This is a genomic window from Streptomyces sp. JHA26 (assembly GCF_002005565.1).
Taxonomy (GTDB): domain Bacteria; phylum Actinomycetota; class Actinomycetes; order Streptomycetales; family Streptomycetaceae; genus Streptomyces.
The window spans coordinates 14,643-27,048 of record NZ_BDJC01000048.1; the positions used below are offsets into that span (position 1 = coordinate 14,643).

A 12,406-nucleotide genomic window follows, 5' to 3' on the forward strand; every position below is an offset into this window, starting at 1 on the left:
CGGGACCTTGGTCGTACGACCGCACGCGGCGTCCGGCCCGTTCGTGAACGGCGTGTGGCAGTCGCGTTGCGGCCCTTCCGGAACCCTTGAGCCCCTTTCCCGCACAGCCGTACGGTCGAGTCACCGCGTTCGGCACGGACCCCGCGAGGAGTCCGGAACACGGCCGTGTGCCCGAGTGGCCCAGGGGCTCGCCTGCAAAGCGAGTGACGCGGGTTCGAATCCCGCCACGGCCTCGACCGGCACGGAGGAGGGGCGGCACCCGCGCGGGGTGCCGCCCCTCCTCCCGTTCGTACCGGTCCGTCTCAGCCGGTGACCACCGCGGCCTGCGGCCGGATCGGGAGGCGGTTGACCGGGCGGCCCGTGGCCGCGCGCACGGCGGAGGCGACGGCCGCCGGGGAGGCCACCACCGGCACCGCGCTGACCGCCTTCGCGCCGAAGGGCGCGACCACGTCCCGTTCCTCGACGAGCTTCACGATGCGGATGTCCGGGGCGTCGAGGGCCGTCGGCAGGGCGTAGCCGGTCAGGTCGGGGTGGCGGACCAGGCCGCGCGGAGCGCGCAGGTTCTCCGTCAGCGCGATGCCGACGCCCTGCGTGACGCCCGCCTCGATCCGGGCGGCGAGCTGGGCGGGGTTCAGCACCCGGCCCACGTCCTGCGCGACGGCCAGCTCCACGACGCGGATCGACCCGATCTCGACGTCGACGTCCACCACCGCGCGGATCGCGCAGAAGGACATGCCGACGAAGGCGTCGCCCTGGCCCGCCTCGTCCAGCGGCTCGGTCGGGTGCGGGCGGCACTGGGCGGTGGCCCACAGTTCCTTGCCCTCCAGCGCCTCGGCGACGGTGGTCGACAGCACCCCGTCGTACGAGGTGATCTTCCCGTCGGCGATCTGGAGCAGCTCGGTCGACATCCCGAACTGGTGCGCCAGGGGCTGCAGCAGCTGGGTGCGGACCATCTTGGCCGCCCGTTCCACCGCGCCGCCCGACACCCAGGTGTGGCGGCCCCGGCAGCCCGCGCCGGCCGGGGGCTGGTCGGTGTCGACGGGCGCCACGTGCACCTCGTCGACGCCGAGGGTCTCCTGCACGATCTGCCGGGCCAGCGTGGTGAACCCCTGGCCGGTCTCGACGGCCGCGCACAGCACCGTCGCCACCCCGTCCTGGACCTTCACGGTGGCCGTGGAGACCTCGTCGGCGCCCTCGGCGCCCAGCATGTGCACCATGCCGATGCCGTAGCCGACGCCCCGGCGCACCGCGCCCGGTTCGCCCGCGCCCTCGGGTCCGCCGGGCAGCAGCCACTCGTCCTCGGGCGTGTCCTTGGGCAGGGCGGGGAGGGGGAAGTCCCGGACGGCCCGGAGGAGTTCGGCGACGGGCGCGGGGCAGGTGACGGTCTGGCCGGTGGGCAGCACGTCGCCGGTGGCCATGACGTTGCGCAGCCGCACCTCGGCCGGGTCGAGGCCCAGCTTCTTGGCGATCTTGTCCATCTGCGCCTCGTACGCGGCGCAGACCTGCATGGCCCCCTCGCCGCGCACATGGCCGGAGGGCGGGTTGTTGGTGCGTACCGCCCACCCCTCGATGAAGGCGTTCGGGACGACGTACGGGCCGCAGGCGAACGCCACCGCGGCGGCCAGGGCGTCGGAGGAGGTGTCGGCGTAGGCGCCCGCGTCGAGCAGGATCTGCGCCTCGACCTTGACCACCCGGCCCTCGGCGTCCGCGTGGTGGCGGTAGCGCAGGAGGGTGGGGTGGCGGTGGGCGTGGCCGAGGAAGGACTCCTCGCGCGTGGCGGTCAGCTTCACCGGGCAGCCGGTCCGCAGCGCCAGCAGGCCGAGCGGCAGCTGGAAGCCCTGGTCCTCGCGGTCGGCGGTGGCGCCGGGCACACCGGTGACCACGATCTTCACCCGTTCGGGTTCGAGGCCGAAGCACGCGGCGGCCGTGGCGCGGTCGCCGTGCGGGTCGATGGAGGCCAGGTACAGCTCCACGCCGCCGTCGGGGCGCGGCACCGCGAGGCCGGCCTCGGCACCGATGGGGGCCGGGTCCTGACGGCCGATGCGGTACAGGCCCTCGACGACGACCTCGCCGACCGCCTCCGGGTCGCCGTGCCGCAGCGGGATGTGCCGGATCAGGTTGCCGTCGGGGTGCAGCGGCTCGGCCTCGAAGGCCTGCTCGGGGTCGGTGACCGGGTCGAGCACCTCGTACTCGACGATGACCGCGGCGGCGGCCATCCGGGCGGTGTCCGGGTGGTCCGCGGCGACGGCGGCGATGGGCTCGCCGTGGTGGCGCACGACGTCGGAGGCGAACACGGGGCGGTCGGCCCGGCCGCGGCCGTGCAGCGGGGTGCCGGGCACGTCCTCGTGGGTGACGACCGCGCGGACGCCGGGCATCTCGCGCGCGTGGCTGGTGTCGATGGACACGATGCGCGCGTGCGGGTGCGGCGAACGCAGGACGGCGGCCCACAGCAGGCCCTCGGCCCACAGGTCGGCGGCGTACGGGAAGGTGCCCTCGGTCTTGGCGCGGGCGTCGGCGGGCGGCAGGGAGGCGCCGAGGCCGTGCGGGGCCGGCTCGGGGACGGGGACGGCCCCGGTCGTTCCCGCGGCCTCGGCGGTGGCGGCTTCGTTGCTCACGCGTGGCCTCCGTCCTGGCCGTGGGGGTGGTCGCCGTAGGGCTGGTCCCCGTACGGCTGGTCGCCGTAGGGCTGGTCCTCGTAGGGGGGCGCGTCGTACGGCTGGTCGTGCGGTGCGGGTGCGTCCGGGGTCCCGGGCGGCCCGGGGGACGCGAACGCCGCCGCGTTGACGCCGCCGGCGCCCGGGCCCGCCTGGTGCGGGATGCGGGGCTCGTCGGCGTCCGCCCCTGCCGCGTCGGCCGCCTCGGCCGCCTCGGCCGCGGAGTGGGCCTCGCGCTCGGCGACGACCTCTCTGACCGCCTCCAGGACGCCCCGGTAGCCGGAGCAGCGGCACAGGTTGCCGCACAGGGCCTGCCGGGCCTCCAGGTCGGTCGGCGCGGGGTTGCCCTCCAGGAGGTTGTGCACGGTCATCGCCATGCCGGGCACGCAGAAACCGCACTGCACCGCGCCGCACCGGGCGAGCGCCCGCTGCACGTCCGACGGCCGTCCGTCGACGGCCAGGCCCTCGACGGTGCGCACCTCGCTGCCGGCGGCGGTGACGGCCGGGACCAGGCAGGAGGCGACCAGCCGTCCGTCGACCTGGACGTTGCAGGCCCCGCACTCGCCCTGCGAGCAGCCGTCCTTGGCGCCCGCGAGGCCGAGGCGTTCGCGCAGCACGTACAGCAGGGACTCGCCGATCCACGCGTCGGTGACGGGGCGGTCGGTGCCGTTGACGCGGAGCGCGTAGGAGGCGAGGGGGTGTTCGTCGTGCGGACCGGCGGGGACCGGCTCGGCGGGGGCGGCGGGGTCCGCCGGGGGCTGCGGACGCGGCTCGTCGTCCTCCGCCGCGTGCGCGGCCGCCGGGTCCGCGTCCGCGTCCGCGGAAGCCTCCTCGGGAGCCTCCGGTCCGGGCTCCGCCTCCTCGTCCCCGGTGGCCCCGGCGGGTGCCGCGGAGGGCTCGGCGGGGCCTTCGGGGGCCTCCTCCTCGGCCTCCGGGGCTGCCTCCGGGGCTGCCTCCGGGGGCTCGCGGGGCGCCGCCTCGTCGGCCGGTTCCTCGTCGGGGGCCGTCGCGTCGGGGGCCGTCGCGTCGTCCGGTGCTTCGTCGGCCGCCGCTTCGCGGGTCGCCGTCCCGTCCTGTGACGGCACCTCCGGGTACGCGCCGGCCGCCTGGGCGGGAGAGGGCGCGGGCGCGGGCGCGGGGTCGGGGGAAGGCGCGGGCGCGGCGTCGTGGTCGTCGCCGGAGCGGTCCGGCTCGGCCGGCCCCTGTGCCCACGGCTGGGCCGCCCAGGGCGCCGGGGCGCCGCCGGGGAGGGTCGCCGGTGCGGTGCCGCCCCACTGCTCGGCGAGCGACGACGCGGTGAACTCGCCCGACTCGTCCGGGAGATCGCCCTGGGCGACGGGGATGGACCACTGTCCGGTGACGTCCTGGCCGGGCGCCTCGCGCCCCGGCTCGACGGCCGGTGCCGCGCCCTGTGCGGCGGCGTCGGAGAAGTCCCACCGGCCGGTGGCGTCCGGGTACGCGAACCGGTCGCCCTGCCCGGCGTTCACGTCGTACCCCGCGGCCTGGCCGTAGGGGTCCTGCTGCACGTAGCCGGTGTGCTCCTGGTGCCCGGCGTACTGCTGTCCGGCGGGCTCGTGGGCGCCGTGCTGCCCCCCGGCGTCCGGGGCGTGCCACTGCGTGCCGTCGACGGGTGCGGACGGCATCGTCCAGCTGCCGGTGGCCGCCGGGTCGGTCCCGGCGGTGGTGGCGGGCGCGACCGTGATCTGCGGCGGCACGTAGCCGTGCCCGGGCGCGGCGAGCGGGCTGTCGGACGAGGCCAGCAGCGCGTCGATGCCGCCCTCGGGGAGCTTCACGAAGGCGGTCGCGCCGTCGTCGTAGTCGCCCTGAGGCAGCGGGTCCCAGCGGCCGCCGCCCTGGGGCGTGCCCTCTCCGTGCTGGTCGTCGGTCACGACAGCGCCCTCCCCAGTGCTCGTCGGGCCAGCGCGGCGACGGTGCGCCGCAGGTGCAGTACGGCGGGCGGGAGCTGCGGCACGGAGCCGTCCTCGGCCGGGGCCGCGTCGGGGACGCAGGCGGCGGCGACGTACTCGCCGAAGGCGGCGAGGGCCTCCGGGACGATCGCGCGGCCGTTGTCCCAGTCGATGAGCGAGGCCACCCACTGCTCGGCCTCCAGGGGCCGCAGCGGCATCGGCGCGATGGCACCGACCGCGCAGCGCACGCCGCGCCGGGCGGGGTCGAGGACCAGGGACACGGACGCCGTCGCCCGGCCCGGCCCGGTCCGGCCGGTCGCCTTGAGGAAGACCTGCGGCGCGTGCAGCAGCGGCACGCGCACGTAACCGATGAGCTCGCCCGCGCGGAGCATCTCCATGCCGGCCAGCAGGTGCGAGACCGGCGTCTCCCGGCGGACCCCGCCCGGGCCCGCGATGATCAGCGTCGCCTCCAGCGCGGCCAGCACGGGCAGCGCGTCCCCGGTGGGGGCGGCGGAGGCGATGTTGCCGCCCAGGGTGCCCGCGTTGCGGATCTGCGGCGGGCCGGCGGCACGCGCCGCGGCGGCCAGCGCCGGGATGAGCGCGGCGAAGTCGGGGCGGCCCATGCGGGCGTGCGTGAGTCCGGCGCCGAGCAGGGCGTGGCCGTCCTGGTACTGCCAGCCGCGGATCTCGCTGATGCGTCCGAGGCCGACCAGCGCGGCGGGCCTGAGCTGCCCGGAGTTGACGGCGGTCATCAGGTCGGTGCCGCCCGCGACCGGCACGGCGGCGGGCATGGCCGCGAGCGCCGCCACGGCCTCGTCCAGGGTCGTGGGCAGCGTGACGGCCTGCGCCGCCTGCGGTGCGTGCGTGGTCAAACCGACTGCCCCTTCCCGCTGTCCCACCTGGTCCCGCCCGTGTTGCCGTACGGTACGGCCTGACAGGGCGGACGTGGCAACTCTGGCACATCTTCGCAGGGCCCGAACGCGGGGGTCCGCTAGGAGACGTTCGCCCACCTCGTCGGTGGGATGATCCGTTTTCGTCCGGGATTCCCGTCGGTGGACGGTGCGGGAGGTTTACCACTCTTCAGTGACGGTTCGAGGTCTTCCTCACGCGTGCGGCGGCGGTCCGTCGATCGGCCGGCCGAGCACACCGGGCCGCCGCTGCCAGGGCAGGGGGCCGGCCGGTGGCCGGTAGGCGACGCCCAGGGCGTCGAGCCGCGGGTAGTGGGCGGCCATCCGCCGCTCGAAGTCGCCGAAGTCCCGTTCGTCCGGGGCGGGCAGGTCGCTCCAGGCGACCTCGGCGAAGGCGGCGAGCCGGGGGAAGACCTGGTAGTCCACGCGGGCCTGGTCCTCCATCACCTCGGTCCACACGTTCGCCTGGGTGCCGAGCACGTGCACGCTCTCCTCGGGCGTCAACTCCGGTGGAACCGGCTCGAACCGGTAGACGTCCTCCAGGGTGCGCACGAAGCCGATCGGCACGGGCTCGTCCTCACCCGCGTCCTGCCGGTGGTCCAGGTACACGTGCTGCTCGGGGCACATGACCACGTCGTGTCCCGCGCGCGCGGCGGCGATCCCGCCGGCGTACCCGCGCCAGGACGACACGGCCGCACCCTCGGCCAGTCCGCCCTCGAGGATCTCGTCCCAGCCGATGAGCCTGCGCCCGCGCGCGGTCAGCCACCGGTCGAAGTGCCGGACGAACCAGGCCTGGAGCTCGTCCTCGTCGGCGAGCCCGAGCTCCTCGATGCGCGCCTGCGCGGCCGGCGACCGCCGCCACTGCTCCTTGGGGCACTCGTCACCGCCGACGTGGACGAACTCCGAGGGGAAGAGCTCGAGGAGTTCCTCGAACACGCCCTCGTAGAAGCGCAGGGTCCCCTCCGTGGGTGCGAGGACGTTCTCGCAGACGCCCCAGGTGTCCCAGACGGTGAGCGAGGCGGTGTCGACGACGTCGGTGTTGCCGAGTTCCGGGTACGCGGCGATGGCGGCCTGCGAGTGCCCGGGCACGTCGATCTCGGGGACGACGGTGATGTGCCGGTCGGCGGCGTAGGCGACGATCTCCCGGACGTCGTCCCGGGTGTAGAAGCCGCCGTGCGGCTTGTCCTCCCACAGGGGCGACGCGCGGTGCCCGTACTTGGTGCGCGCCCGCCAGGACCCGGTCCGGGTGAGTTCCGGGTACCGCTCGATCTCGACGCGCCAGCCCTGATCGTCCGTCAGGTGGAGGTGCAGGACGTTGAGTTTGTGGGCGGCCATCAGGTCCAGGTAGCGCAGGACGCCGTCCTTGGGCGTGAAGTGCCGGGCGACGTCCAGCATCAGGCCGCGCCAGCGGAAACGGGGCGCGTCCTCGACGACCCGGGGCGGGACGACGGAAGCGGCCTCCGGCCGCACGGGCGCCCGGCGGAACGCCTCGGGCCCGAGCAGCTGCCGCAGGGTCTGGGCGCCCCAGAAGACGCCCGCGGGGCCGCCGCCGCGGATCTCGACGCACCGGTCGGTGACCACGCTCAGCCGGTACGCCTCCGGCCCCAGCGCGTCGTCCAGCAGCAGCCGCACACCGGCGGCGTCCCGCGGCCCCGGCCGCAGCGGCAGCGCGAGGGCGGCGCCGAGCGTGGCGCGCAGCCAGCGTTCCGTGGTCTCCGTGCCGGGGGCGGCCCACAGGGTGGTGTCCCGGTCGAGCAGGACACCGCGGCCCGGGGAGCCCTCGACGGCGCGCGGCACCGGGATCAGTCCGGTCATAGGGAGTGGTCCTCCGGACGCGCGTCGCCTCACGCGCAATGACGGCTTCGCTCCGCACAACACCCAGGAGGCTATGACCACGGGAACCCGTCCACAAGAGGTCTCGACCACTTCGCGACCCACGGGGCGCGCGCCGGCCCCGAGCAGGCGCACGCCCCGGGCACACGCCCCGGGCGCACGAAGGCCCCCGGTGCGCGCGGGCGCACTCCGGGGGCCTCGGGAAGACCGGTCGGGCGGGGTCGTTACTTCTTGTCGCCGCCCTTGCCCTGGTCGCCGCCGGCGCTCATGGACTCGTAGATCTCCTTGCACATGGGACACACGGGGTACTTCTTCGGGTCGCGGCCCGGTACCCAGACCTTGCCGCACAGCGCCACGACGGGGGTGCCGTCGAGGGCGCTCGCCATGATCTTGTCCTTCTGGACGTAATGGGCGAAGCGCTCATGGTCGCCGTCACCGTGGGACACCTGTGGCGTCGGCTCTACGAGGGTCCCCGTACCAGTCCCGCGCTCGGGCTCGAGAGTGCTCATAAAGGCCAGGGTACTGAAGCTCACACGCTTCAGTTGAGCGACGGGTCGTCCGGGTACGTCGCCACCATCGCCAGTTCGCTGCGCTGGCGGCGCAGGACCTCGCGCCAGAGTCTGTCCGGGAAGGGACAGGAGATGTCGCCCGGCTCGGACTCCACCACGTACCAGGCGCCCTCCGTCAGCTCGTCCTCCAGCTGACCGGGGCCCCAGCCGGCGTACCCGGCGAAGATGCGCAGGGCACCCAGGGCGGGGGCCAGCAGCTCCGGCGGCGCCTCCAGGTCGACCAGCCCGATCGCGCCGTGCACCCTGCGCCAGCCCAGCGGGGCCGTCTGTCCGGACGCGCCGCCGGGGACGACGGCGACGCCGAGGGCGGAGTCCAGCGACACCGGGCCGCCCTGGAAGACGACCCCGGGCTCACCGGCGAGGTCCGCCCAGCCCTCCAGGACGTCGCCCACGTCGACCGGCGTGGGACGGTTGAGGACGACACCGAGGGAGCCCTCCTCGTCGTGGTCGAGGAGGAGCACCACCGCACGCTCGAAGTTCGGGTCCGCCAGGGCGGGCGTTGCCACGAGCAGCCGCCCTGTGAGCGAGGACACCTCGGTCATGCCAGACATGATCCCGCATGTTCCCCTTCCATGGGGAGGCAATCGGGGGCACCGGAGTGAACGGACGCCCCCGCACCCCCCTGCGCGGTGACCGCACGTGCCCGCCGCGGGACCCTTCGTGTTGTGACACATCCATGACGTCGTCGGACCCTCCTCGGGCTTACGGAAGGGGGGTCGGGGGCGATTACCCTTTCCCTTCTGGCCCCTGCCCCACCCCACGGAACGCGAGATTCATGACCGTCAACGGCGCTGATGACGTACTGCTTGTCCACGGCGGAACCCCGCTGGAGGGCGAGATCCGGGTCCGCGGTGCGAAGAACCTCGTGCCGAAGGCCATGGTCGCCGCCCTGCTGGGCAGCGCGCCGAGCCGGCTGCGCAACGTGCCGGACATCCGCGACGTGCGGGTCGTGCGCGGACTGCTGCAGCTGCACGGGGTCACGGTCCGCCCGGGCGAGGAGCCCGGCGAGCTGGTGCTCGACCCGACCCACGTGGAGAGCGCGAACGTCGCTGACATCGATGCCCACGCGGGCTCGTCGCGCATCCCGATCCTGTTCTGCGGCCCGCTGCTGCACCGCCTCGGACACGCCTTCATCCCGGGCCTGGGCGGCTGCGACATCGGCGGCCGGCCCATCGACTTCCACTTCGACGTGCTGCGCCAGTTCGGCGCGAAGATCGAGAAGCGGGCGGACGGCCAGTACCTGGAGGCCCCGCAGCGGCTGCGCGGCACCAAGATCCGGCTGCCGTACCCGTCCGTCGGCGCGACCGAGCAGGTGCTGCTGACGGCCGTGCTCGCCGAGGGCGTCACGGAGCTGTCCAACGCGGCGGTGGAGCCGGAGATCGAGGACCTGATCTGCGTCCTGCAGAAAATGGGCGCGATCATCGCGATGGACACCGACCGCACGATCCGCATCACCGGCGTGGACGAGCTGGGCGGCTACACCCACCGCGCCCTCTCGGACCGCCTGGAGGCCGCGTCCTGGGCCTCGGCGGCGCTGGCCACCGAGGGCAACGTCTACGTCCGCGGCGCCCAGCAGCGCTCGATGATGACGTTCCTGAACACCTTCCGGAAGGTCGGCGGCGCCTTCGAGATCGACGACGAGGGCATCCGCTTCTGGCACCCGGGCGGCCAGCTGAAGTCCATCGCCCTGGAGACGGACGTGCACCCCGGCTTCCAGACCGACTGGCAGCAGCCCCTGGTGGTCGCCCTGACGCAGGCCACGGGCCTGTCCATCGTCCACGAGACGGTCTACGAGTCCCGGCTCGGCTTCACCTCCGCGCTCAACCAGATGGGCGCCCACATCCAGCTCTACCGCGAGTGCCTCGGCGGCTCCCACTGCCGCTTCGGCCAGCGCAACTTCCTCCACTCGGCCGTCGTCTCGGGACCGACCAAGCTGGAGGGCGCCGACCTGGTCATCCCCGACCTGCGCGGCGGCTTCTCCTACCTGATCGCCGCCCTCGCGGCCCAGGGCACGTCCCGCGTCCACGGCATCGACCTGATCAACCGGGGCTACGAGAACTTCATGGAGAAGCTCGTGGAGCTCGGCGCGAAGGTCGAACTCCCGGGCAAGGCGCTCGGCTAGACAGCAGCGACGACGACGCCGATGGGGCGGTCACCCGGATCCGGGTGACCGCCCCATCGGCGTTGAGTGGAGCGCCCTCGAGTCGAGCGGGGCGCCCTGGAAAGGGGCGCCGGGCCCTGACGGCGCTCGGGCGCGCTTACTTGCCCTTGGCCGCTTCCTTGAGCTTGGAGCCCGCGGAGACCTTCACGCTGTAACCGGCCGGAATCTGGATCGGCTCGCCGGTCTGCGGGTTGCGGGCGGTGCGAGCGGCACGGTGCGTGCGCTCGAAGGTCAGGAAGCCGGGGATGGTGACCTTCTCGTCGCCCTTGGAGACGATGTCGCCGACGACGTCGGCGAACGCGGCCAGCACGGCGTCGGCGTCCTTGCGGGTCACCTCGGCGCGGTCGGCCAGCGCGGCCACCAGCTCACTGCGGTTCATGTTGTTACTCCCGTGTTCTTCTTGCCGTTGAGGCGTGCCACGCGGCGGAGCCGCATGCGGGCACAGCGAAAGCCGATGCTGCCAGGGACCTCGGACGGTTCCCTCACCCGGGTCCGTCGTCGGGCCCTCGCGCCCAGACAGGCATCCTGCCTGCACCTGCGGCGGTAATGCCAATCCGGCACCCCCAGGAGTCGTGAGAACACCCTTGGGAGTCATGCGGAGGGGGCCGGGGCCCTGGCCTGGCGCCACCCTAGAGGGCGCCTCGAGGCGCTCCGTTCCGCGACGCGCCGGTACGGCGGCCCGCCGTGGCGATCCTCACAGCCACCGCACGGGCCACCGCGCCCAGGATCCGGGGGTCCCCGGAGGGCCTACGACGCCGCTCCGGCGGCCTTCGCCGCCTCCCGCACGGCGCCCGCGACGGCGCCGGCGACCTTGTCGTTGAAGACGCTGGGGACGATGTAGTTCGGGTTCAGCTCGTCCTCGGTCACCACGTCCGCGAGGGCCTGCGCGGCGGCCAGCATCATCTCGGTGTTGACCGTGCGGGACTGGGCGTCCAGCAGGCCGCGGAAGACGCCCGGGAAGACCAGCACGTTGTTGATCTGGTTCGGGAAGTCGGAGCGGCCCGTGGCCACGACCGCCGCCGTCTGGCGGGCGACGGCCGGGTCGACCTCGGGGTCGGGGTTCGCGAGCGCGAACACGATCGCGCCGTCGGCCATGGCGGCCACGTCGTCGCCGTCCAGGACGTTGGGGGCGGAGACGCCGATGAAGACGTCGGCGCCGTGCACCGCCTCCTTCAGGGTGCCGGTCAGGCCCTCGGGGTTGGTGTTGTCGGCGATCCAGCGCAGCGCCGACTCGGGCGCGGCGTCGACCAGGTCGGCGCGGCCGGAGTGGACGACGCCGTGGATGTCGGCGACGACGGCGTTCTTGACGCCCGCGGCGAGCAGCAGCTTGAGGATGGCCGTACCGGCCGCGCCGGCGCCGGACATGACGACGCGCACGTTCTCGATGGGCTTGTCCACCACGCGCAGCGCGTTGGTGAGGGCGGCGAGGACGACGATCGCGGTGCCGTGCTGGTCGTCGTGGAAGACGGGGATGTCGAGGGCCTCGCGCAGCCGGGCCTCGATCTCGAAGCAGCGCGGCGCGGAGATGTCCTCGAGGTTGATGCCGGCGAAGCCCGGGGCGATGGCCTTGACGATCTCGACGATCGCGTCGGTGTCCTGGGTGTCCAGGCAGATCGGCCAGGCGTCGATGCCGGCGAAGCGCTTGAACAGGGCCGCCTTGCCCTCCATGACCGGCAGCGCGGCCTTCGGGCCGATGTTGCCCAGGCCCAGCACGGCGGAGCCGTCCGTCACGACCGCAACGGAGTTGCGCTTGATGGTCAGGCGGCGGGCGTCCTCGGGGTTCTCGGCGATCGCCATGCAGACGCGGGCCACGCCGGGCGTGTAGACCATGGACAGGTCGTCACGGTTGCGGATGGGGTGCTTCGACGCCATCTCGATCTTGCCGCCGAGGTGCATCAGGAACGTACGGTCGGAGACCTTGCCGAGGGTGACGCCCTCGATGCCGCGCAGCTGCTCCACGATCTCGTCGGCGTGGGAGGTCGAGCCGGCCGCGATGGTGACGTCGATGCGGAGCTTGTCGTGGCCGGAGGCCGTGACGTCGAGGCCGGTCACCGAGCCGCCGGAGGACTCCACGGCGGTGGTGAGCTGCGAGACGGCCGTTCCGCTCGCGGGCACCTCCAACCTGATGGTCATCGAGTAGGAGACGCTGGGCGCCGTTGCCATGGCCGACTTCCTCTGCTTTCACCGTGTCGCGTGTTGTGCCGTCCGATCGTCGCACCTACCACCGGGTACGTGGTAGCCGCCCCGGATTGCGAACGTTTTGTTCGCGCACCGTCCGACCAGAGGAACGTTGTTTTCGGAAAACGACTTCCACCATACGAGAAGTCGGGCGTCGGCGGAAGGGGTTCCCCGGAGCGGCGGTCCGGCCCCGGAA

9 protein-coding genes and 1 tRNA gene are annotated in these 12,406 nt (G+C 73.9%); 2 read left to right on the plus strand and 8 right to left on the minus strand.

The window, feature by feature from the left end; genetic code table 11:
- Positions 1–161: 161 nt before the first annotated feature.
- A tRNA-Cys gene (locus JHAT_RS25230) sits at positions 162–233 on the plus strand.
- Positions 234–302: 69 nt separating this feature from the next.
- Here JHAT_RS25230 and JHAT_RS25235 read toward each other — a convergent pair.
- The 6 genes from JHAT_RS25235 to JHAT_RS25260 all read right to left on the minus strand — a co-directional run bounded on the left by JHAT_RS25235 (position 303) and on the right by JHAT_RS25260 (position 8,413).
- Complete coding sequence (locus tag JHAT_RS25235) at positions 303–2,615, minus strand: xanthine dehydrogenase family protein molybdopterin-binding subunit (RefSeq protein ID WP_077800554.1); 2,313 nt, start codon at positions 2,613–2,615, stop codon at positions 303–305.
- Positions 2,612–4,543, minus strand: coding sequence for a (2Fe-2S)-binding protein (locus JHAT_RS25240; protein WP_077800555.1), 1,932 nt, complete (start codon positions 4,541–4,543; stop codon positions 2,612–2,614). The genes JHAT_RS25235 and JHAT_RS25240 overlap by 4 nt, the downstream gene beginning before the upstream one ends.
- Positions 4,540–5,433 carry a xanthine dehydrogenase family protein subunit M gene (locus tag JHAT_RS25245; protein WP_077800556.1) on the minus strand — a complete coding sequence of 298 codons (894 nt, stop codon included), beginning with the start codon at positions 5,431–5,433 and terminating at the stop codon, positions 4,540–4,542. Before JHAT_RS25245 ends, JHAT_RS25240 begins: the two co-directional genes overlap by 4 nt.
- A gap of 231 nt (positions 5,434–5,664) precedes the next feature.
- The gene (locus tag JHAT_RS25250) at positions 5,665–7,284 is read right to left on the minus strand and encodes a beta-N-acetylhexosaminidase (protein WP_077800557.1); all 1,620 of its coding nucleotides are present in this window, start codon (positions 7,282–7,284) and stop codon (positions 5,665–5,667) included.
- A gap of 242 nt (positions 7,285–7,526) precedes the next feature.
- Entirely contained in the window at positions 7,527–7,811 is a 285-nt protein-coding gene (locus JHAT_RS25255) for a DUF3039 domain-containing protein (RefSeq protein WP_171991040.1), read from the minus strand.
- 29 nt (positions 7,812–7,840) lie between these two features.
- A complete protein-coding gene (locus JHAT_RS25260) occupies positions 7,841–8,413 on the minus strand; it encodes a YqgE/AlgH family protein (RefSeq protein WP_171991041.1) in 573 nt (190 codons plus the stop codon).
- A gap of 233 nt (positions 8,414–8,646) precedes the next feature.
- Between JHAT_RS25260 and murA the strand changes: the two genes are divergently transcribed.
- Positions 8,647–9,993: a UDP-N-acetylglucosamine 1-carboxyvinyltransferase gene (gene murA, locus JHAT_RS25265; RefSeq protein WP_077800559.1), complete on the plus strand. Its 1,347-nt coding sequence runs from the start codon at positions 8,647–8,649 to the stop codon at positions 9,991–9,993.
- A gap of 136 nt (positions 9,994–10,129) precedes the next feature.
- Here murA and JHAT_RS25270 read toward each other — a convergent pair whose 3' ends face one another.
- Together JHAT_RS25270 and JHAT_RS25275 are read right to left on the minus strand one after the other, a co-directional pair.
- Positions 10,130–10,411, minus strand: a complete 282-nt coding sequence (locus tag JHAT_RS25270) for an HU family DNA-binding protein (protein WP_003990598.1) — start codon at positions 10,409–10,411, stop codon at positions 10,130–10,132.
- 368 nt (positions 10,412–10,779) lie between these two features.
- Entirely contained in the window at positions 10,780–12,195 is a 1,416-nt protein-coding gene (locus tag JHAT_RS25275) for an NAD-dependent malic enzyme (protein ID WP_077800560.1), read from the minus strand.
- Positions 12,196–12,406 lie beyond the last annotated feature (211 nt).

Coding starts and splice junctions, on each gene's coding strand:
- JHAT_RS25275 (WP_077800560.1), bottom strand. CDS start 12,195: ATGGCAACGGCGCCCAGCGTCTCCTACTCGATGACCATCAGGTTGGAG.
- JHAT_RS25250 (WP_077800557.1), bottom strand. CDS start 7,284: ATGACCGGACTGATCCCGGTGCCGCGCGCCGTCGAGGGCTCCCCGGGC.
- murA (WP_077800559.1), top strand. CDS start 8,647: ATGACCGTCAACGGCGCTGATGACGTACTGCTTGTCCACGGCGGAACC.
- JHAT_RS25270 (WP_003990598.1), bottom strand. CDS start 10,411: ATGAACCGCAGTGAGCTGGTGGCCGCGCTGGCCGACCGCGCCGAGGTG.
- JHAT_RS25260 (WP_171991041.1), bottom strand. CDS start 8,413: ATGACCGAGGTGTCCTCGCTCACAGGGCGGCTGCTCGTGGCAACGCCC.
- JHAT_RS25255 (WP_171991040.1), bottom strand. CDS start 7,811: ATGAGCACTCTCGAGCCCGAGCGCGGGACTGGTACGGGGACCCTCGTA.